Source organism: Mycobacterium simulans (genome assembly GCF_900232995.1).
Taxonomy (GTDB): Bacteria; Actinomycetota; Actinomycetes; order Mycobacteriales; family Mycobacteriaceae; genus Mycobacterium; species Mycobacterium simulans.
This window is the reverse complement of the sequence record NZ_OCVX01000003.1, coordinates 2260698-2281515: the sequence shown is the minus strand read 5'-3', so window position 1 is coordinate 2281515 and position 20818 is coordinate 2260698. Positions and strand designations below refer to the sequence as shown.

The window sequence follows — 20818 nt, the reverse complement described above, 5'->3', positions numbered from 1 at the left end:
GCTTTTACGTCTGCTCGCGGAGAAAGGTGAGCAGTAGCTCGTTGACGGTGGAAAACTGCTCGATCTGTGGGCAATGGCCGGCGCCATCGATCACCACCGAGCGCCCGCCGTCGATCTGCTTGGCGATTTGCGCGGCCCAGCCGGAGGGAAGCAGCTTGTCGTTGCCGCCCTCGACGATCAACGCCGGAACATCGATGCGCTCGTACGGCCGTGCACTTGACGGAACGGCCGGCGGTGGTGCATCAGGACGACGAAACCGGGCCGCTGCCACCGCTTCCCACGCACCGGGCGCGATGCTCGACTCGTAGCGACGCCGCACATAGTCGTCGTCGGCTGGATAGCCCGCGTCGTAAAACAATGCCTCCACAACGCGGCGCATGGCCGACAGGCTCGCGTCGTACCGCTGAAGCGCCTCAAAGTGCCGATTCTGCTGGATCTCTCCCCCGCCGCAGATCGCGACCAAGGTCCGGATCGGCAGCAGCGGCGCCCCCGACGTGACGTCAGTGAGCAGATTGATGGCGCCCATCGAGTTGCCGACGAAGTGGGCGGAGTCGATGCCCATCACCTCGCAGAAGCGTGCCACATGCCGAATACGCATGGCTCGGCTGTTGACGAAATCAATGACCTTCGCCGACTGCCCAAACCCGAGCTGATCTGGTGCCAAGACTCGGTATTGCGCTGCGAGCGCGGCGATGTTGCGTTCCCAGCCCAATTCGGCGCTGGCACCGAACTCGCCACCGTGCAGTAACACCACCGGGTCGCCTTTCCCGGCCTCGAGATAGCTGGTGTGCAGGCCGTCGACGCTGACGGTTCTGCGATGAACCTCCATCACTTGATCGCGATCGGATTCACCGGAGAACCCACGGCGCCCACAAATCTCAAGGGTGGTGCAATGAGCTGGAACTCGTAGACACCGTCGGTCGCGCAGTCGGCCGCCAGCGCGGTGAGGTCCCAGTACTCGCCGAGCATCAGCCCCATGTCACGCAGGCACAGCAGGTGCAACGGCAAGAAGAGGCCCTCGACGCCGGATACCGGGTCTTCAACCTGTAGATTGTCGGCCGCGACCGCTGCGATCTCGTGATCGTGCAGCCACTGGGCACATCGCCAATCCAGCCCGGCGTACCGCTCTGTCTTGTTGCCGGTCATGAGAAACCTTGCCCACCAACCGGTTCGAACCAGCACGATGTCGCCTCGCTCGATCGTCACAGCCTGCGCACGAACCACGTCGTCCAATTCTTCGGGTGTAATCGGGTTTCCGTGCTCGAGGAAAACGTCGGCGCCCCGATGGCGGACCAGGTCGAGCAATACACCGCGCGACGTGATGCCCTTGACGTCGACCTTGTCAATGCCGCAGTGGAAGGCCCCCAGACTGGTAACCGAACCCGCGGGGAAGCCATTGTAGAGCTGGTCGTCGTAATAGACGTGCGACAGCGCATCCCACTGAGTGGCCGCCTGCAGCGGCATGATGATCATGTCGTCGTTGAAGCGAAACGGATTGTCAACGACGTAATTGCCTATCTGCTTCGCCGTCGGGTTCTGCGCCCACCCGGGCCCATATTGGGCCAGTGTGCTGACATCCCCGCCGTCCACGGTCATCAGATGGATGGGATTGTGCCGGAAGCCGTAGGCGCCCTGTGGTCCTGAGGATCCGAAGTCGACGCCAAGAGGGAATACCTTCCCGTGCCGGACCAGGCTGGCGGCCTGCCGAACCTTGTCTGCGGTAATGAAATTCAGCGTCCCGAGCTCGTCGTCGTCTCCCCATCGTCCCCAGTTGCTGAGATCGCTGGCGACCCGCCGAAAGTCGGTTATGCTGGCCATGAGCCCTGCCCCTCCTCGAGTTCGCGGGCGATCGTGGCGGCCACGTTTCCGCCGTCGACCCAGACGATTTGGCCCGAAATGTAGCTGGCCGCAGCGCTATTCAGAAACAGCAGCACCGTTGCTTGCTCGGCGGGATCGGCGGCCCGGCCCAGCGGCTTGGCGATGTCGTCGAGATACTCGGGCCCGTAGGCGCCGCGCAGCTGGTCGAGGATCGGTGTTTCGGTGACGCCTGGGCCGGTGCAATTGATCCTGATGCCCCGCGCGCCGAGATCAGTGACCCGGCGCATGGTGTAGAGAATGATTGCTTCCTTGGACAATTGGTAGCCGCTGCCCAGCGCGTCCGGGTGGCCAACACACCAGTCGATGCCGTCCCGCATCGTCGCCGTGTTCAGCAGCGGAGCGACTTGCCGCAGGTGTTCCCGGTACCCCGATGCCGCGAGCGACGACACGCTCACAATGGACGAGCCAGCCCCCATTTTCGGAATCAGCGCTTCGGTGATATGCCGCAGGCCCAGAAAGTTGATCGTGACGACCAGCAGTGGGTTGCCGATTCCCGAGGAGACACCGGCGACATTGAAGAGAGCGTCCACGTCGCCGCCGATGGCCGCGACGGCGGCGTCGATCGAAGCCGGATCGGCGAGGTCAACTTCGCGAAAGTCGTTGATCTCGACCGTCGGCCGGCGCTTGTCCAGCCCGACGACGTGCGCCCCTAGCTCGGTGAGCTGGCGCACCACATGTTCGCCAATGCCCGACGAGCATCCGGTCACCACGGCACGACGGCCGTCGTAGCGCCACAGTTCGTCGATCACTTCTGCTGCTGCTGCTCCTTCAAGCGCTGCGCCGCCTGTACCCGACCCTCGTTGATCTCGGCCATGGCCTCGGGGATCTCGCTGGCGGTGAATTTACCGCCCCGCCCGGTGGGCAGCCCCCCAAACGAGTAGTTTTCGTCGAACTGCGGTGCGCCAAAAGGTCGTGTTTCCGGCCGGCGCGCTTCGATCTTCTCGATGACGGGCGCCAGCCTTGCGGCCTTGTCGGCGACCGCCTTTTGGTCGCGCTCGATGAATTCGGGCAACACCTCTTTGCCCATCAGCTCGATGGATTCCATCGTGCCCTCGTGACTGCGCGGGTTGAGCAGCAGGATGATCTCGTCGACGCCGCTGTCCTCGTAACCACGCAGGAATTCGCGCACGGTGGCCGGAGAGCCGATCGCGCCGCGTCCCGGGCCGTACGCCAAGGTCGGGTCTTTGTCGACCTCTTCGAGATACCGCTTCCAGACGCCGGTTCGGCCCGGAGTATGTATTCCGGTCATGTAGTAGTGCATGATTCCGAACGAGAAGAATCCGCCGCCCTGTCCGAGGCGTTGGAGGGCCTGTTCGTCGGTCTTGGCGACCATCATCGACAGGTCACCGCCAATGGCCAGGATGTTGGGGTTGATCGCCGGCGTGACCGGGACGCCGTTCTCCTCGAACTCCTTGTAGTAGCCGTTAACCCGCTCGGTCAGCGGACCTGGACCGGTGTAGGCGAAACTCAGTGCCCCGATGCATTTTTGGGCTGCCATCTGGACGGTGGCCGGCCGTGTGCAGGCGACCCATACCGGTGGATGCGGCTTCTGCATCGGCTTGGGGATGACGTTGCGCGCCGGCATCTCGATGTGCTCGCCCTTGAATCCCGCGAAGGGCTCTTCGATCATGCAACGGATCGCGACCTCGAGGGCCTCCTCCCACTGCGCACGCTTGTCAGCGGGGTCAATGCAGAATCCCCCGAGTTCGCCAATGGAAGAGGACTCACCGGTGCCGAATTCGACGCGCCCATTGGACATCAGGTCGAGCGTGGCGATGCGTTCGGCCACCCGCGCGGGGTGGTTGACCGCCGGCGGGAGATGCATGATGCCGAATCCGAGCCGGATGTTCTTGGTGCGCTGACTGGCCCCGGCCAAGAACATCTCCGGCGCGGTGGAATGACAGTATTCCTCGAGGAAGTGGTGCTCGGTGAGCCAGACGGTGGAAAAGCCCGCTTTGTCGGCTGCCTCAACCTCGTCGAGGCAGTCGTGCAGCATGATCCGCTCGTCATCGGGGGCCCAAGGCCGCGGCAGGGCGAATTCGTAGAACAGCGAAATTTTCACTAATACCTCCCATGAGTATTACGGGTCCGGGTTGCCTGCTGTGCGGCAACGTGTTTGGCCGCGACAAAGCCAAAGGTCATAGCCGGACCGATGGTGGCCCCGGCGCCGGCGTAGCTGCGGCCCATCACTGGCGCGCTGGTGTTGCCCACCGCATAGAGTCCGCGCACCACGGTGTCATCCGGCCGCAGTACCCGCGCGTACTCGTCGGTGCACAGACCACCGGATGTCCCGAGATCCCCGAGCACAATCCGAAAGGCGTAGTAGGGCGGACCGCCGAGCGGATACAGGTTGGGGTTCGGCAGCGTCGGGTCGCCGTAGTAGTTGTCGTACACGCTGTCGCCGCGGTTGAAATCATCGTCGTGACCCTTGCGGGCCAGTTCGTTGAATCGCATTGCGGTGGCCTGGAATTGCGCTGCCGGCACGCCGATCTGGCGCGCGAGTTCGTCCCAGCTCGACGCGGCCTTGACCACGCCCGACTCCAGCCAGGCCGACGGCACCTTGCGTCCAGTGGGCACCGGCGCGCCAGGGATCGTCGGTATCGGCAGGTGGCCGGCGACCACATAGCGATTGAAGGACCGGTGATCGGTAATCAGCCAGCACGGGATGTGGGCAACTCCGGACTTCTGGCCGTCGATCATCGCGTGACCGAAGTCCATGTATGGGGCGGCTTCGTTGATGAAACGCTTACCTTCGCCGTTGACGACGAACTGGGCGGGCATCATGCGCTCGTTGAGCATGAATTGCATTCGGCCGTCTGGCCATTGGATAGCGGGGAACCACCAGGCCTCGTCGAGCAGGTCGGCGGCCGCGCCGATACGCTGGCCCGCGCGGATGCCGTCGCCCATGGCGGCGGGGTTGCCAAAGCTCCAATCTTGGTCTACCAGGGGTTGATGCTCTTTGCGCCAAGCCAAGTCGTGGTCGAAGCCCCCGGACGCCAGGATCACCCCGCGGCGCGCACCGATCCGCTGCTGGCCGCCGTTTCGTTGCACCACTGCACCGGTCACCGATCCGTCGGTGTCGGTAAGTAGCTCTGCCATAGGCGAATCCAGCCACAGCGGGATGCCACGCTCTCTCATCGCTAGGCGCAGCCGCGCCGCCAACGACTGGCCGATCGCCGCGATTCGCTCTCCGAACACTCGCGCCCTCACCATTCGCGAGACCAGCTTCAGGAGCACAACTTTCCCGCCCCATGATTGCCGGATGCGGTAAAACGACCGTAGTTCCTTGGGCCCCAGCCAGATTCCCTTGGGCGCCAGCGCCAGCGGTTTTAGCAACGAACCCTCGTCGGGTCCCAGCGTGCGCAGATCGATGGGTGGAACATTGATCGTGCTGCCAAGCTCGGACCCGCCCGGCAATTCCGGATAGTAGTCGGCATAGCCGGGCTTCCACACGAACTCCAGCCACGGGCTGAGCGTTTCCAGGAAATCCAGCATTTGCGGCGCCGACTCGACGTACTGGCGTATGCGTGCTTCGCTGACCAGGCCGTCGGTGATCCGCTGTAGGTACTCGACAACACCGTCCGGGTCTGGGGTATATCCCGCTCGCCGTTGTGCCGGCGCCCCCGGCGCCCAGATGCCGCCGCCCGAAAGGGCGGTGGAACCACCGAAGTAGCTTGACTTTTCCACCACCAACGCATCGAGACCCGACGCCGCGGCGGTGAGCGCGGCCGTCATGCCGCCCCCGCCGCTTCCGACCACGAGTACGTCCACAACATGATCGAACTCGCTAACGTCATCGAAAAGCTCAGCACTCATGTGGTTGGCGCTGCCGTTCTGATCGCGAACCCGGCGATCAGGTCCGCGGCCTGCTTGTAGTAGCGCACCGTGGTCTGGTACGGGCCCGCCGTCGCCAGGGCGGCGAAAGCGGCTACCCAGGTGCGGATTTCATGCGCGGAGGTGCCACCCTCGTGCAGCACAAACGAGTTCGACCAGGTGTCGAGATCGTCGAGATGGCCGCCGTCGACGACTTCCAGAAAGCGCTGATCCCAGGCCGGGTTGAGGGGCTGCAGCTCGCTGTTTCCCCCGGCGAAGTTCTTCGCCGCGTCGATCACGGCGTGCTGCCGGGCCTGCCGCTGCTGGGCGGTCATCGGTTGGCCGTGCACGATGCGCTCCAGCATCGCCGGACCGGCTGTGTCCAGTGTCGGTACCGGGGGACTATGCGAGAGCCCCCCAGATCCGACGACCAGTACCCTCTGGTCCAGCGTCGCCAGGAAGTTACCTACCGCGGTACCCAACGCTCGGCAGCGATGCAACGGCCCCAGCGGCGCCGCTATCGCATTGATGAAGATTGGGATTACTGGGTGTGAAGTGGCGGTGCCAAACAGCTTCTCCAGCGGCTGGACGGTGCCGTGATCCACGTCCATGCTCGCCGATACCGCGATGTCGACACCCGCACCGAGCACCGCTTTCGCGCACTCCTCGGCAATACCCTGCGGAACGTCCAGTGCACCGGCATGGGTGCCGTAATCGCCAACTCCGTTCGCGTGCATGCCGATACAGAATGGCGGCATCACCTTGTAGAAGAATCCGTTGTAGTGGTCCGGAGCAAAGATGACGAGGAGTTGGGGGTCGTAATCCTCGACGAACTCTCGGGCCTGGGCGATGCCGGTATCGATCTCGCTAAGCAGGTCCTGCGGCGGCCCCGGAAGATTCAGCAGCGGGCTGTGGGACATACAGCAAAGGGCCAGTGGCATTGCGGGATTCACCCCCTTCCGGAGTGAGTGCAAGCGCATCGACAAGCGACGCGCTCAGCTCGGACGCGAGCTGAGCAATACAAGCGCCGGCGATACACCGGTCCGGGCGCAGAAACAACACCGATTCCTTGTGGGTGTCGAACCAGGCCTTGAGATCACCGTTGCGATCACCCACGATCACGACATCGGGATCGTCGTCGCCGGTCCAGTGCAGCTGAACTACGGGCCGCACTGCGACAAACCGCGCGCCCAGATCTTTCCAGTCCGCGAACGCCGCATCGCCGAGGATCTTGCGCGGGTTGTTGTTCCAGCACAGCACCGAAAACCAGGCACCCAGCACGTCGTCCAGGAGGAGGTTCTGCTGCGTCCGGGTATCGACCCGCGGCTGGATAAACAAGGTGCCGACCGGCGATGTCGGGTCGCGGGGTCGCGGGTGCACCACCGCTCCGCGCTCGTAACGCGGCATCGGCTTGAACCGCATCTCGAGCACATATCGCTTGAGCGAAGGAACAATTGACGCCGAACGCACGACGAGGTCACGCACGGCAGTCACCCGACGGTTGGTTGGTGAGATCACCCGGCCCACCATCGTGGAAAGGTCGATCATCGCCCGCGCGTGCTTGCGACGCTCCATGTCGTAGGTATCCAGCAGTGCGTCGCCGGCGCGGCCGGTCACCACCGCGGCCAGTTTCCAGCCCACATTCGCCGCGTCCCGGATTCCGCTGTTGTATCCCTGCCCCTGCCACACCGGCATCAGGTGCGCGGCGTCGCCCGCCAGCAGCAGGCGTCCGCTGCGGAACGCACCGGCGATCCGCGAGTGATGCGTGTAGACCCGCCGCCGGATCACGTCGACCCGGTCGGGGTGCGGTACCAGCCGCGCCAGCATCCGCGTCAAGAATGCCGGATCCTCCGCCTGTTTGTCGGACTCATCGGCATGAATCATGAACTCGAACCGACGAATCCCGTGCGCGATCGAGATCGAGGCATACGGGCGTTCCGGGTCGGCCCCGACTTCGCTGTTCGGATGGCCGAGCGGATCGTTGGCTATGTCGACGACCAGCCACCGCGTCGACGAGGTCGTTCCGTCGAAGGAAACGCCCATCATCCGCCGGGTGGTGCTGCGCCCGCCGTCGCAGCCGACAACATAACGTGCCCGCATGCTGCTTGCCTCACCGTCCCCGCCGAGCTCAACGGTCACCGCATCACCGTCGTCCCGGCACGCCGTCATCGGACGGCTCCACCACACCTCGACGTGCTCGAATCTGTCCACACCAGCCAGCAATTCAGCATCGACAAGCGGCTGCACAAACCCGTTTCGCTTAGGCCAGCCGAAACGCGCATCGGGAGGAGCCATTTCGGCAAGCACACGACGTTTGGCATCGACGAACCGCAGAATCTGGTTGGGCACGGTGTGCGGCAGGATGCGGTCGACCAAACCGATCGACTGGAAGGTGCGCAACGCCTCGTCGTCCAGCCCAACCCCGCGTGGGTAGTCGATGAGGGTCGCCCGTTCATCTACTACCAAGGTCCGAACACCTTGCAGGCCAAGGATATTGGCCAGCGTCAAACCGACCGGGCCGGCGCCGACAACCAGTACCTCGACATCCATACTTCGCCCGGCTGAAACCATCACCGCCCCAGCAGGAAATCGAGATGCAGACGGTTGAAGGTCTTGGCGTCCTCGTACTGCGGCCAGTGACCACAACCCGACATCACCTCGAAGCGCGCACCGGGGATCATCGACGCGATGCGGCGACCCTCGGGTACGTCGGCGGTTGGGTCATGGCTTGTCCAGAGCACCAGCGTGGGCGCGGTGATGGCCCCATATTCCTCGGGACCCAGCAAGTTTCGGGCCCGGATGTCCGGGTCCTGCAGCGCCATGATGTCGCGCATGGCCGCAACAAATCCCGGCTGGCGATATATCCGCTGCCGGCTGGCTACCAGATCGTCGTAGCCCTTCGACTTATCCGCCATCAACCATTTGATCCGCGCTTGCACCGTCTCCCAGGTCGGGTCCTCGGCGGCGGCCATCGACAAGTCGATGATCCGCTGCATCACCTCCGGATCGGCCTGCGAGCCGCCGGCCGTGTTGAGCACCAGCCGGTCGATCACGTCCGGATGATCGACGGCGGCGCGGGCGGCCACCCAACCGCCGAGGGACTCGCCGCTGAGGCTGATGCGCTCCACGCCGATGGCGCGTACCACCGCCATCACGTGTTCGACATAGTGATGGATTTCCAGCGGATGGCCCGGCTTGTCCGTGAACCCGTGGCCCAGCATGTCGATCGACCACGTCCAGAAGTGCTCGGCGTGCGCGGCCAGATTGCGGACGTACGCCTCGGCATGTCCGCCCGAGCCGTGCAACAGCAGCAACACCGGTGCGCCGGGATGACCGGCCCGCAGGTATCGAGTCCGGATTCCGCCGGCCCCCCCTGCTAGGAGGTAGCCCTGCTCGAACGGGACACCTTGGAGGTCGCTCCACACGCTCTCGAACTCCGCCACGGTTCCTTCCTGGTCGAAAATCTCATTCTCGTTTTTGGAGCACCTTATGTGCTAATATCGCACAATAATGTGCGCTATATATAGAGCTTGGCTCTCGTGAGATCGTCTGTCAAGGGCATGACGGGTTCGCAGACGCTGGCCAGGGGGCTAACCGCGCTGCAGTTGATAGCCGCCTCCCCCACGGGGCTCACCATGCAAGATGTTGCCGACCAAGTCGGTGTGCACCGGACCATCGCCTACCGACTGCTGTCGACCTTGGCTCAGTTTCGGCTGGTTACCAAGGGCGAGGACGGGCGGTACCGGCCGGCAGCCGGCCTGGCGGTTTTGGGAGCGTCCTTCGACCACAACCTGCGCCAAGTGTGTCTGCCGACGCTGCGCAGCCTGGCCGACGAGTTGGGTACCACGGTGTCCTTGCTGGTCGCCGAGGGCGACGAGCAGGTGGCGATCGCTGTGATCGTGCCGACCCAAGTCGCCTACCAGCTCGCGTTCCACGAGGGCAGCCGCTATCCGCTGGACCGCGGCGCCGCTGGGATCGCGCTGCTGTCGAGCATGCGCCCGCGTCCTGGGGAGCGGGACCTGGTGGCCGCGGCTCGCGAACGCGGCTGGGTGATGACGCACGGCGAGATCGAACCCAACACCTACGGCCTGGCCGTAGCAGTCCAACGACCGGCGCCGTCCCCGCCAACCTGCATAAACCTCATCTCCCACCGCGAAGACGTGGTGATGCGGGGAAAGGACGCCGTCATCAAGGCCGCCAGGCAGTTGTCTGCGCTGCTGAGCTGAAGGGATGCCAGGCATGTCTTGGGCCGATGGAAGCGATGGCTCGAATGTCGCCTATGTCTGCGATGTTGTGGTGCTGGGCAGCGGCGGCGCCGGACTCACCGCGGCGTTGTCGGCAGCGGCCGCCGGCGCTTCGGTTCGGGTATATGAGAAAGCGCCGACGGTCGGCGGCACCACCGCGGTGTCGGGTGGCATCGTGTGGATCCCGGCCCATCACCGATGCCCCGACCGGGAGCTGACGGTGGCCGACGCGCTGCAGTATTTGCGCGCGCAGTCAGTTGGTTCGATGGATGACGCGCTGGTGCAAACGTTCGTGCGGACCGGCGCCGCGATGCTCGACTTCGTCGAGGCACATAGCGGTGTGCGCTTCGAGATCGCCGCCGGCTTCCCCGACTACCAGCCCGAGCTGCCGGGCGGACAACCGACCGGTGGCCGCTCACTGAGCGCGGCTCCCTTTGACCTCAACCAGCTCGGCGACTGGGCCGAGCGGATCACCTCGTTTCCCGCCGACTGGTCCAACGTCGGGTTCGACGCCGAGACCAGAGCCCGGTTACATGCGGATGTTGATGCAGGTTCGAGCGACTTGTGCGTGGCCGGCACCGCCCTGATCGCTGGGCTGTTGCAGGGTTTGCTGGACGCCGGGGTGGCGCCGTGCACCAACGCGCGGGCCGAGGAGCTGATTGTCGAGGCCGGCGAAGTCACCGGGGTGCGGATCGTCGAAGGGGGACAACAGACCACCGTGCGCGCCCGACGCGGCGTCATCCTTGCCACCGGTGGATTCGAATGGGATCCCGTTCTGGTGCAAGCCTTTCTACGCGGTCCGATGCACGGCGCCGTCTCGCCACCGAACAACACCGGTGACGGGCTGCGCATGGCGATGGCGCACGGGGCCGATCTGGCGAACATGGGCGAGGCGTGGTGGGTCCCGATCGTCCAAATCCCGGACGACATCATCGACGGCAAGCAACGCAGCCGCAGCGTCCGCCTAGAACGAACGCGCCCGCGCAGCATCATCGTCAACCGGGCCGGTCGTCGGTTCGTCAACGAGGCATGCGATTACAACTCGATGGCCGGCGCCTTCCACTACCTCGATCCCCGCAATGGATACGTCAACGATCGCGGCTGGATTGTCTTCGACTCGATTCACCTGCAACGCTACGGATTTCTGGGAATCGCACCCGGGCAACCGGTTCCGGACTGGTTCTGCGAATCGGCCGATCTAGCCGAATTGGCCGCCAAGACCGGAATCGACGCCGACGGCCTGATCCGTACGATCGAGCGATGGAACCGCAATGTCGCCATCGGCGCTGATCCCGAATTCGGGCGCGGCTCTAGCGCATACGACGGCTATTGGGGTGACGACCGCGCTACCACACTGGCCGGAAAGACCCTCGGCCCCATCGACAGCGCCCCCTACTTCGCGGTGCCGGTCTATGTGGGCGCGATGGGCACCAAGGGCGGGCCACGCACCGACCGTGACGGCCGTGTCCTCCATGTCAGCGGCGAGCCGCTGCAAGGGCTGTTCGCCGCAGGCAACGCGATGGCAGGGGTAACCGGCAGAGCCTATGGCGGAGCCGGCGGAACCATTGGTCCGGCAATGGTTTTCGGTTACCGCGCCGGATACGCCGCGGCCACTGGAAAGTCCGTCGACCAGCACTAGTGGATACTCGGCGGGTACTCGAGATCGAGTGCGAACTCAGGGCTTTCAATTCCGATCCATTCAGGCGTTGAGGGGTAATTCCACGCAGACATGGGTGCCGGCGGGTGTATCCAAGAAAACGAATGCTCCACCAGCGGCGTCAACACGAGCCCGATGCGAAGCCAGGCCAATATGTCCCTCTCCCAGCCGGCGCGCCATGGTTTCCCCGGTGATGCCCACGCCGTCGTCGGCCACATCCAAAACGCATCTGCCATCGGTAAGCCCTAGGGTGACCGATGCGTTCGTCGCGCGCGAATGTCGAACCACGTTGGATAGCAGCTCCCGAGCCACACCGAACACGATGGGATCGATGGCATTACGAACCGGGTAGTCGATGTCGCTGGTGATCTTGATGCCCGACCGCTCAGCGGTGAACGTGACCAGCTGCTGCACCGCAGCTCCCAACCCAACCTGCTCGAGAACGGCGGGATGCAACTCGAACGTGGCCTGGCGTAGTCGCTCCGACGCACTCTGTAATCCCGCCAACGCCCGGCCCACTCGCTCATCGCCGGGCGACGCGGTATCCAACTCGATCAGCTCTTGGCGCGCCGCCAGCACGTCCTGCAGCGGCCCATCGTGAATGGACTCCGAAATCCGCCGCTGCAACACCTCTGACGCCGTCATCGTCTGGGCAAGCAACTCCTCCCGCAGCGCACTCAAACCGGCGACCGAGCGAGCATGTCGCTCTTCGATGCGGACCACCACCAACGCCGTACCGCAGAGGAATGCATAGAGCAGGAATCGGAAAATGCCCTCCGGCCACCCGATCGCGCGCACCATAGCCGGGTCTTGAAGCCCCGCTACCGCGAATCCGACGAGCGTAAAGGCCAGTACCACCGCCGCCCGCCGCGACGACACATCAAGGCCAACCAGCACCGGCAAAAGGGTCATGATCAGCAGGGGATAGATCCCGTCGGTGGACATCAGCTGAAAGCCGGTCAAGGCCAACACATCGATGGCGGTGAAAGCAAATGGCTCGTACCGGCTCATACCGGCCAACGGACCCAGTCGCATCCATTGCCGGAATGGAGTAAACGCCAGCAGTACGGCGCACATTGCGACGAACGCGTACAAGACGATCAATGTGGTCTGCTCAGGCCATTCGGCCCGCCGCGTGCCCACCACCATGGCGGCCGACATGAGCCCCACGACACCGATTCGCAGCACCGAAGCGATGCGGTAAGAGCGCAACTGGTGCACCCTGCGCACCCGATCCAGTTCGACATCGCTGGTCAATACCACAGGAACACCGTACTCATCGCGAACCTTGGCAATGGTTCCTTCGGAGCAAACGGTCAATATACGCGTGACACTGCCCGGCGATTGTTAATGGCTCTTTGTGAGCAAGAGGCTAAACTCGTCGCCATGGTCGGCGCTGCATGGACATGACCACGCCCGAGAAAGTGCGTGTGGTGGTCGGCGATGATCACCCGCTGTTCCGCGAGGGCGTAGTACGAGCGCTTTCGTTGAGTGGCTCGGTGAACGTTGTCGGCGAGGCAGATGACGGTGCGGCGGCCTTGGAGTTGATCAAGGCGCATCTGCCCGACGTCGCGTTGCTCGACTACCGAATGCCCGGCATGGACGGCGCCCAGGTGGCGGCGGCGGTGCGCAGTTACGAGCTGCCGACCCGGGTGCTGCTGATTTCGGCGCATGACGAATCGGCGATCGTCTACCAGGCACTCCAACAGGGCGCCGCCGGATTTCTGCTGAAAGATTCGACGCGCACCGAGATCGTCAAGGCGGTGCTCGATTGCGCCAAGGGCCGCGACGTCGTGGCGCCGTCGCTGGTGGGAGGCCTTGCCGGAGAAATCCGCCAGCGCGCAGCACCGATGGCTCCGGTGCTTAGCGCACGTGAGCGTGAGGTGCTCAACCGTATTGCTCGCGGTCAAAGCATCCCCGCGATCGCGGCCGAGTTGTATGTAGCGCCGTCGACGGTCAAGACCCACGTGCAACGCCTATACGAGAAGCTCGGCGTCAGCGATCGCGCTGCCGCGGTCGCCGAGGCGATGCGGCAGGGGCTGCTCGACTAGCTGTTCGGCGGCCACGTCGACGGCTCCGACGGTTATGCGGCAGCGGTGCTGGACATGGCGTGCGCACACTTCGGCGTCTCCGGTTCGCAACGCGATCTGGACCTGGTTGACGGTCGGCGGTGCCGTCAAGCGTCGTCAACGAGTTCATAAAAGCCCTCGCCGTCGAGGTAGCGCAGCGTGGCAAGGTCACGAAGCAATACTTCGTCGACAGCATGCATCAACGTCAGCGAGATCGGGTAGGTGCTGTCGTCGATCGTGCGGTGAAGCTGCTGTCCGGGGTTGACCAAAAGCCGTATGTCGCAAAAGCTTTCCAATTCTTTGATGGCCTCCAGCCCGCGGTAGCCGGCCAGCACGCCGCCGCGCGGCGCGACCATCAGCGCCCAGGCGACGTTGCGCGCAAGTTCATAGGGGCGCCCGTGGCGTTGCTTGAACCGGTCGGGATTCGTGTAAGCATCCACCATCCATTCGGTCTGGGATTCACCCGTCGCCATGGCGGTATAGCCGGGCAGGTCCTGGACTTCGACCCGCGCATCGACTTCGATCAGGCAGGGCCCGTCGGGAGTCATCTTGATTTCGATATGACCCCCGCCGTGGTGGACGTCGAGGGCATCGAGCACGTCCAGCGCATACGCGACGAGCTGATCTTGGATTTCCCCGGTGGACGGCAAGATCTGGCCCGCCACCACGAGGTCGACCACCCCGTTGGCGCTGATGCGATGTGTCTTCCAGATGTCGCACACGTGGTGTAGGCCGTCCCGGCTCACGGTGTTGACCAGATACGCCGCGCCGTTCAAGTATTCCCGAGCCACCACACCGTCATTGGGCAGGTTGGCCACGTTCTTGCGGCCGTTGAGCCGGCGAAAGGCGTGAAGGGAGTCCTCGGGCGTGGGACACCAGGTGACTCCGTCGTTGGCCGCGCTACGCAGTGGTTTGAGGATGGCCATGCCGCCCAATTGGACGTGCCAGTCCCGAAGCTGGTCTTCGCTGTGCACTTTGATTTGTCGAGCTCCGCGCAGACCGCATTCCTTGATCCGCTCGATCATGAGGTATTTGTCGCGCCGCGCCGCACTAAGTGCGGTGCCGTTGCTCGGTACCCCGGTCAATGGGTGCAGGGCCTCGCTGAGTGCATCGGCGAGCTCGACGCCGTGGTCGCAACCCGCGATGACCGCGACCGGACGAAACGGCAATATGTTGCTTACCGTTTCGTCCAAGGAGCCGCGGTACGTGAACTCGAATTCGAAGGGAAACGGATCAGGGCAACTGCGGTAGACCTTGGGCGTCTCGGGTGTGCTCTGCACCCTGATGGGAAGATAGCCGGTGGCCTGGAACGCCGGCGCAAGTCGTGACGCCGACGGCCCGTAGGTATCCACCAAGACGATGGATCCCCTATTGTTTTCGTGCTGTAGACGGTTCACTGCGCGGTCCATCCGCCGTCTACCGCATGGGCTTGGCCGGTGATGTACACGGCTTCGTCAGCGGCCAGCCAAACCACGGCGTTGGTCACATCTTCGGGGTTGCCGAGCATATTGGGCGTGCGGGCGATGGGTTGCGGCAGTGACATGACCACGGATGCCGCACTGGCACATATCATTGCGCAGCTCCTGACCCGTCAAGGACGATGCGCCCGTGCGCCGTTGGCCGACACGCGACGCGTATTAGCGATCATCGCCGTTGTGGTCACGAGCCGTACAGTAGGGACGTTTAGCTGGCCGAACCACCTCTGATCGGTCCGAAATTGAGGGGACGTCTCCACCTCTAATCGGAGGAGACGAAAGCGGTCAGCGACTTTCCTTATGCGCCTTATGCGGCTTAGGCGCCCGAGAGTCAGAGCTTCAGCGGCAATTCCACACAGACATGGGTGCCCGCCGGCGGATCCAGAAATACGAACGCTCCGCCGGCGGCGTCGACACGTGCCCGCTGCGATGCCAGGCCGATGTGCCCCTCACCCAATCGGCGAGCCATGGTGTCAGCGGTGACGCCCACACCGTCGTCGGCCACATCCAAAACGCAGTTCCCATCCGCGATCCCGAGAGTGACGGACGCATGTTTGGCCTGCGAGTGGTGCACCACATTGGACAGCAACTCGCGCACCACGCCGAACATGATGTTGTCGATGGCACTGCGGATTGGGTAATCGATCTCGGTATTGATGTCGATGCCCGACTGCTGCGCGCCAAATGCGGCCAGCTGTTGCACCGCAGCGCCCAATCCAACCTGCTCGAGAACAGCCGGATGCAACTCGAAAGTCGCCTGCCGTAGCCGGTCCGACGCACTCTGCAGGGCAACCAACGCGCGTTCAACTCGCTCATCGCCGGGGGCTGCGGTATCCAACTCGACGAGCTCCTGGCGCGCGAGCAGCACGTCTTGCAGCGGTCCGTCGTGAATGGCCTCCGAAATCCGACGCTGCAGCAACTCCGTCGCCGTCATCGTTTGGGCAAGCAACGCCTCCCGCATAGCGCTCAGGTCCGCGACCGATCGGACACGCCGCTCCTCGATGCGGACCACCACCATCGCGATGCAGCACAGGAACGCGTAGAGCCCAAAGAGTAAGGCGGTATCCGGCCAGCCAATCGCGCGCACCACCAGGCGGTCCTGAACCCCGGCGATAGTGAACCCGATGACTGTGACGGCCAGCACTACGGCGGCTCGTCGCGACGACACATCAAGGCCAACCAGCACCGGCAACAGGGTCATGATCAGCAGCGGATAGATCCCGTCGCGGGACAACAACTGAAACCCCGTCAACACCACCACGTCGATGATGGTGAAAACGAATGGCTCCAACCGGCCCACTTCGACGAAACGGCTGGTCCCGAATAGACGAAACGGCGCAAATGCCAATACCAGGGCAGTCAGCGCAGCGAATGAGTAGAAGGCGACCAAAGCGATTTGACTGGGCCACTCAAATCGCGGTGAGCTGACCACCATCGCGCCCACCATGAACGCCACGACACCGATGCGCAGCACCGCAACGATCCGATAGGACCGCAACTGGTGAATCTTGCGCACCCGATCCAGGTCCACGTCGCTGGCGATCACCACGGGAACACCGTACTCATGGCGACCCTTGGCTGCCGGACTTGCCGCGGCTGAGCAAGATACGACCGCTCCAGACAACCGGCGTCGGCCAGGCACACGACGGCACTCGTCGCGCCCATCCGGCAAGCGCCGAGCAAACTGTACGAACCTGCCCGCCACCACCGTGTCCAGCTTCAGAACCGGGTGTCCACCTGGCCGTCCGGCTCGCCTGCCGTTCGGCTGAGTTCACCAACATCATCGCGGTCGGCATGCGGCCTGGCCTTGGCGTAGGCCACCGCGTCAGCCACCAGGCGGCGCGCGGCTCGCTCCACCTGGTCTAGCCGGCTACGGGTGGCGCCGGCGGCAACCAGCCGCCTTCGGGTGAAGATCAATGGATCCAGGAACTGCTGGGACCCGGAAAGGTCGCGATAGTCGCCACGATCGGATCCCGAGAAATCGGTCGTCCGGTAGGTGATGGCTTGGACTAGCATGGGGCCTCCGCCGGCGCGGGCTCGGTCCACCGCTGCGGCCACACTCTCGCGGACCGCGTGGACGTCGTTGCCGTCGACCGACACCCCCGGCATCCCGTAGCCTGCCGCCTTGCGGCAAAGCTGGGCGTCTCGCGTATGACTGTCTGATCGCACGCTCAACGCATGACGGATGTTCTCGACAAGAATCACTATCGGAAGTTGCCACACCACGGCTACATTGGCGGCGTCATTGAACGCCGCGGAATCCACATCGCCATCGTCGGTGACACATAAGGTGACCCGGCCATTATCGTCGAGCCACTGCGTGTAGCCGTACCCGATCGCCAACAACGGCGATTGCTCCACGACGCGTGGTGGCGACGGAAGCCCGTCGGCGCCGCCGGTGCGGCCCATCAACTCTGCGACCAACGGGCCAAGTTGACTACCGCGACCGACGTGCTGGGCGTGCGGACGATGGGTGGTGATGGCGACGTCACCCTCGTACAGCGCCGCGGTGGCGCCAATAGCCACCGCCTCCTGGCCGAATGCGGCTTGAACTGGCTGGGTGATCAGGCCTTCGCCGCGCAACTGATCCAGTGCCATGTCAAGCAGCCGCAGTACCCACATGCGGCGATACAGTGCGAGGTGCTCGAGCAACGACCTAGCCGACAGCTCACTTGTGCAAGTCATTTGTCGGCTCCTAACTCTCGGGCGGGAAACTCGTTGGTATAAGCCAGACTTAGGCCGCCTGATAGCGCGTCACGCGGAATCGCTCACCCTCGGTTGGTTGCACAGCCGTGGCGGGGCCGCGATGCGCTGTCTTCTCCCACAGGAATGGCGCGGTGACCAGCTGGTAGAGAGCACGCCATGCCGCGACCCAGTGTGCCACCCAGTACAGCGGTAAAACGGCGATCGCGCGCAGATGGCTCCGCCGTTGCTCGCCGTAAGCCAGATATGTAGCGAGCAACCATGTCAGCGTGCTCACGAACTGGACAACCCCGATCGCATCAGGATCTAGCTCCACTCCGATCAGACCGGCGTAGCCGAGCGTGTCGGCAATGCCGAGGCCGAAAATTATTGTCTGAGCTAGGAATTGGACCGGCATACCGAGTACGAAGACGATGAGACTAAACAGCCCGCGAGGACCGAACCGGCGAATCGTCTCAAACGGTGTCCGGGTGTGAACGAGCGCGGTCAGCAGAAATCCCTTGTGCCACCGGGTGCGCTGCGAGATCCAGTCACGCAGCCGGTCCGGCGCATCCCCGTAGGTGACGGAGTCGACCACGTCTGATCGATAGCCCAATGCGTGCAGGCGCATTCCCAGATCCGCATCCTCGGAGACGTTCCAGGCATCCCAACCGCCCACTTCACGCAGTACCTGAGTGCGGAAGTGATTGCTGGTTCCGCCGAGTGGGAATGGCGCGCCGAGCGCGGCCAATCCCGGCACCGTCATCCGGAAACGTCTTGCGTACTCCACGCCGAAGCAGTGCGCGAGAAGATTGGTCCGCACGTTGCTGGTTTGCAGTACCGCTTGAACGCAAGCCAGTCGACCGGAATTCGCGGCGAATACCGCGGCGGTCTTCCTGAGCTGATCGGGCTCCGGCCGGTCCTCGGCGTCGAAGATCACCAGCAATTCGCCCTTGGCGACCAGCAATCCGGCGTTGCACGACCGCGGTTTGGTGCGCGGTGGTCCGGGCGGCACCGGCACCACCCGCATGTATGCGGGTGGCTTTGCCGCAGCGATGGCAGCCCGGGTGTCGATGTCAGTGCGCTCGACCAGGAAAAGCACTTCAAGCCGATCCGCCGGATAGTTCAGCTTGGCCAGGCAGCGGACCAAATCGCCGATAACCTCTTCCTCGCGGTAGGCCGGAACAAGCACCGTGTAGGTGGGCAGCGCCTCGTCCGCCAATTCGGGGGCCGGTGCCCGCCTGCGACCGTTGCCATATCGCATCCCGGCCATCGCGACGACAAAGGACACGAGCACGATCCCCGTTGTGATCGCCAACAAGACGAGCAACAACACCGACGGCGCCAGCACCGCTGCGATGACGCAGGCCGCCGCCAAAACCTGGGCGGCACGCTTCTGCCACATCCGAATCCCGTTCCGGGCGGACATCTTTGGATTTCTGTCGGCGAAGTCGTGGACGATCGCGTGCGCGACGTGGTCTTCCGATTTGGCGAAGACGTTGTCTTGCAACCGAACCGGTAGCGAATGCAGATCAGCCAGCTCGACCTTCGCACCCGAGTCGGCCGGCAACGGCCCGGCCGTCTTGTGTCGAATTTGGTCAACGTTCAAGATGATTAACTCCGCTTCGGTTGTAGTAGTTGGAATGGACTTTGGGCGGTACTCCCTAGAGCGCGCGCCAATGGCAGACACAAGGCTGCTCCGATCAAGCCAATCGTCACCGTGACAACCGCGACCAAGAGGTGACCGCCATGGGTCAGGCTGTAGGACCCCATGATTGGAGCGATCACTGAAGCAATGGCCAGGGCCATCGACCAGATTCCGTGGTACCGGCCCCCGCTGCCGGCGGGCGCAATCTGGTGGACGACTCCCGCGGCGATCACCAAACAGGCAATCTCACCAGGCGTGCACAAGGCCGTGGCCACAATGAAATCGAGCGTTGTGCGAGCGAGCGCGACGGCCCCCATGCAAAGGGCCGACCACACGCTGGCAATGGCCAGAATGTCGAGCCTCGGGTTGGCGCGGCCGACGATCTTGCTGAGCCACGGCGTCAGGGCCGGAGTGAGGGCGAGACCCGCCAGGGCATTGGCCAACTGCGCTCCACCGAATTGGCTGGCATCCAGCCCTCGATCGGCCATCAACATCGGCACGGTCGCGTACAACCCCCGGATCACCGTCAGTGTTGCCAGGCCTGATAGGAACACCAGCACAAGCCGTCGGTCTGCAAATGCCTTCCGGTAGCTGACCTCTTTGATGCTTCGCACCGCCGGAGCGTGAAGGTTCGCAGGGTTTGTCCGGGCCGGGACGCAGCAGGCCGCCACCACCGCGAAGATCGCGCAGACGACACCGTTGATCCAATACAGCAGCGGCACGCCCGACCAGCCGACGAGCAGACCACCTACTCCGCCGGTGATGGCTCGACCGACACTGACAATCCAGCCGAAACGCCAACCATCGATCGTCGCTCGCTGACGGGGATCCGGAATGTACTGCACGATCGCGGCGCCCAGCACCGGGCGCACCGCGTCATAGACCACGCCAGTGACCAGCGCACCGAGCAGTAATGCGGGCACGGTGCGGGCCCCCGCCATCAGCATCAGGACCCCAGCCGCAGTCAGCATGGTGGACACCAGCGTCACCCGGGCCCCAATGCGGTCGACCAACCACCCGCACATCAGCTGGCCGATGGCCCAGCCGACCCCGAACGCGGCCAAGACCGCGCCGACGGCTCCCGCGCCGAGCCCGTGCTCAGCCACGTGGTAGGCCATGAACGGATAGGCAAATCCCGCCGCGCGCATCACCATGCTGCCGCCCACCAGCAGCCAAATCACCGGCGGATAGCTTGCTGCGACCTTGTTCGCAGAGGCGGCGGAGACGTCGACGTCACCGTCAGGGATGGCCGTCGTTGTCGTCACAAATGGAACGTTAGAGACGATTACATTTGAGTAACTCCACCGATCGGCCCGAATGGTGGCGGATGTTCATCCGCTGATCGGGGGACA

General features: G+C 64.0%; 18 protein-coding genes. 3 read left to right on the top strand and 15 right to left on the bottom strand.

Going from position 1 to position 20818, the window contains the following annotated elements; all coding sequences use genetic code 11:
- Window positions 1-4: 4 nt before the first annotated feature.
- Genes MSIMFI_RS11055 through MSIMFI_RS11020 form a run of 8 tightly spaced genes read right to left on the bottom strand, consistent with a single transcriptional unit; the run spans window position 5 to window position 9134 of the window.
- Window positions 5-829, bottom strand: a complete 825-nt coding sequence (locus MSIMFI_RS11055) for an alpha/beta fold hydrolase (RefSeq protein ID WP_191497229.1) — start codon at window positions 827-829, stop codon at window positions 5-7.
- A complete protein-coding gene (locus MSIMFI_RS11050; RefSeq protein ID WP_191497228.1) occupies window positions 829-1818 on the bottom strand; it encodes a cyclase family protein in 990 nt (329 codons plus the stop codon). The genes MSIMFI_RS11055 and MSIMFI_RS11050 overlap by 1 nt, the downstream gene beginning before the upstream one ends.
- Complete coding sequence (locus tag MSIMFI_RS11045) at window positions 1806-2627, bottom strand: coniferyl-alcohol dehydrogenase (protein WP_191497227.1); 822 nt, start codon at window positions 2625-2627, stop codon at window positions 1806-1808. Before MSIMFI_RS11045 ends, MSIMFI_RS11050 begins: the two co-directional genes overlap by 13 nt.
- On the bottom strand, window positions 2624-3940 hold the full coding sequence (locus tag MSIMFI_RS11040; RefSeq protein WP_191497226.1) for an LLM class flavin-dependent oxidoreductase: 1317 nt from the start codon (window positions 3938-3940) through the stop codon (window positions 2624-2626). The genes MSIMFI_RS11045 and MSIMFI_RS11040 overlap by 4 nt, the downstream gene beginning before the upstream one ends.
- A complete protein-coding gene (locus MSIMFI_RS11035; RefSeq protein ID WP_191497225.1) occupies window positions 3940-5694 on the bottom strand; it encodes an FAD-binding protein in 1755 nt (584 codons plus the stop codon). The genes MSIMFI_RS11040 and MSIMFI_RS11035 overlap by 1 nt, the downstream gene beginning before the upstream one ends.
- Window positions 5691-6611, bottom strand: a complete 921-nt coding sequence (locus tag MSIMFI_RS11030) for a 3-carboxyethylcatechol 2,3-dioxygenase (RefSeq protein WP_260861157.1) — start codon at window positions 6609-6611, stop codon at window positions 5691-5693. Before MSIMFI_RS11030 ends, MSIMFI_RS11035 begins: the two co-directional genes overlap by 4 nt.
- The gene (locus tag MSIMFI_RS11025; RefSeq protein WP_186244723.1) at window positions 6559-8262 is read right to left on the bottom strand and encodes a bifunctional 3-(3-hydroxy-phenyl)propionate/3-hydroxycinnamic acid hydroxylase; all 1704 of its coding nucleotides are present in this window, start codon (window positions 8260-8262) and stop codon (window positions 6559-6561) included. Before MSIMFI_RS11025 ends, MSIMFI_RS11030 begins: the two co-directional genes overlap by 53 nt.
- The gene (locus MSIMFI_RS11020; protein WP_191497224.1) at window positions 8262-9134 is read right to left on the bottom strand and encodes an alpha/beta fold hydrolase; all 873 of its coding nucleotides are present in this window, start codon (window positions 9132-9134) and stop codon (window positions 8262-8264) included. Before MSIMFI_RS11020 ends, MSIMFI_RS11025 begins: the two co-directional genes overlap by 1 nt.
- 117 nt (window positions 9135-9251) lie before the next feature.
- Between MSIMFI_RS11020 and MSIMFI_RS11015 the strand changes: the two genes are divergently transcribed.
- On the top strand, window positions 9252-9917 hold the full coding sequence (locus MSIMFI_RS11015; RefSeq protein WP_191498133.1) for an IclR family transcriptional regulator: 666 nt from the start codon (window positions 9252-9254) through the stop codon (window positions 9915-9917).
- A 13-nt stretch (window positions 9918-9930) separates the two neighbouring features.
- Window positions 9931-11574: an FAD-dependent oxidoreductase gene (locus tag MSIMFI_RS11010; protein WP_191497223.1), complete on the top strand. Its 1644-nt coding sequence runs from the start codon at window positions 9931-9933 to the stop codon at window positions 11572-11574.
- 60 nt (window positions 11575-11634) lie between these two features.
- On the opposite strand, the gene MSIMFI_RS11005 is transcribed toward MSIMFI_RS11010, so the two are convergent.
- Window positions 11635-12855 (bottom strand): sensor histidine kinase, encoded by a 1221-nt coding sequence (locus tag MSIMFI_RS11005; protein ID WP_191497222.1) that lies wholly within the window; start codon window positions 12853-12855, stop codon window positions 11635-11637.
- A gap of 137 nt (window positions 12856-12992) precedes the next feature.
- Here MSIMFI_RS11005 and narL point away from each other — a divergent pair, with 137 nt between their 5' ends.
- Window positions 12993-13643 (top strand): two-component system response regulator NarL, encoded by a 651-nt coding sequence (narL, locus tag MSIMFI_RS11000; protein ID WP_186244727.1) that lies wholly within the window; start codon window positions 12993-12995, stop codon window positions 13641-13643.
- Window positions 13644-13768: 125 nt separating this feature from the next.
- Here narL and MSIMFI_RS10995 read toward each other — a convergent pair whose 3' ends face one another.
- The 6 genes from MSIMFI_RS10995 to MSIMFI_RS10970 all read right to left on the bottom strand — a co-directional run bounded on the left by MSIMFI_RS10995 (window position 13769) and on the right by MSIMFI_RS10970 (window position 20731).
- Window positions 13769-15058 (bottom strand): biotin carboxylase, encoded by a 1290-nt coding sequence (locus MSIMFI_RS10995; RefSeq protein ID WP_224770153.1) that lies wholly within the window; start codon window positions 15056-15058, stop codon window positions 13769-13771.
- Window positions 15055-15204 (bottom strand): SDR family oxidoreductase, encoded by a 150-nt coding sequence (locus MSIMFI_RS10990; RefSeq protein WP_224770152.1) that lies wholly within the window; start codon window positions 15202-15204, stop codon window positions 15055-15057. The genes MSIMFI_RS10995 and MSIMFI_RS10990 overlap by 4 nt, the downstream gene beginning before the upstream one ends.
- A gap of 263 nt (window positions 15205-15467) precedes the next feature.
- Entirely contained in the window at window positions 15468-16685 is a 1218-nt protein-coding gene (locus MSIMFI_RS10985; protein ID WP_191497220.1) for a sensor histidine kinase, read from the bottom strand.
- 170 nt (window positions 16686-16855) lie between these two features.
- Complete coding sequence (locus MSIMFI_RS10980; RefSeq protein ID WP_191497219.1) at window positions 16856-17821, bottom strand: thiamine pyrophosphate-dependent enzyme; 966 nt, start codon at window positions 17819-17821, stop codon at window positions 16856-16858.
- A gap of 49 nt (window positions 17822-17870) precedes the next feature.
- Complete coding sequence (locus MSIMFI_RS10975) at window positions 17871-19427, bottom strand: glycosyltransferase (protein WP_191497218.1); 1557 nt, start codon at window positions 19425-19427, stop codon at window positions 17871-17873.
- 5 nt (window positions 19428-19432) lie between these two features.
- Window positions 19433-20731: an MFS transporter gene (locus MSIMFI_RS10970; protein WP_396819816.1), complete on the bottom strand. Its 1299-nt coding sequence runs from the start codon at window positions 20729-20731 to the stop codon at window positions 19433-19435.
- Window positions 20732-20818 lie beyond the last annotated feature (87 nt).

Coding starts and splice junctions, on each gene's coding strand:
- MSIMFI_RS11055 (WP_191497229.1), bottom strand. CDS start 829: ATGGAGGTTCATCGCAGAACCGTCAGCGTCGACGGCCTGCACACCAGC.
- MSIMFI_RS11050 (WP_191497228.1), bottom strand. CDS start 1,818: ATGGCCAGCATAACCGACTTTCGGCGGGTCGCCAGCGATCTCAGCAAC.
- MSIMFI_RS11035 (WP_191497225.1), bottom strand. CDS start 5,694: ATGAGTGCTGAGCTTTTCGATGACGTTAGCGAGTTCGATCATGTTGTG.
- MSIMFI_RS11030 (WP_260861157.1), bottom strand. CDS start 6,611: ATGTCCCACAGCCCGCTGCTGAATCTTCCGGGGCCGCCGCAGGACCTG.
- MSIMFI_RS11025 (WP_186244723.1), bottom strand. CDS start 8,262: ATGGTTTCAGCCGGGCGAAGTATGGATGTCGAGGTACTGGTTGTCGGC.
- MSIMFI_RS11015 (WP_191498133.1), top strand. CDS start 9,252: ATGACGGGTTCGCAGACGCTGGCCAGGGGGCTAACCGCGCTGCAGTTG.
- MSIMFI_RS11010 (WP_191497223.1), top strand. CDS start 9,931: ATGTCTTGGGCCGATGGAAGCGATGGCTCGAATGTCGCCTATGTCTGC.
- narL (WP_186244727.1), top strand. CDS start 12,993: ATGGACATGACCACGCCCGAGAAAGTGCGTGTGGTGGTCGGCGATGAT.
- MSIMFI_RS10990 (WP_224770152.1), bottom strand. CDS start 15,204: ATGTCACTGCCGCAACCCATCGCCCGCACGCCCAATATGCTCGGCAAC.
- MSIMFI_RS10980 (WP_191497219.1), bottom strand. CDS start 17,821: ATGACTTGCACAAGTGAGCTGTCGGCTAGGTCGTTGCTCGAGCACCTC.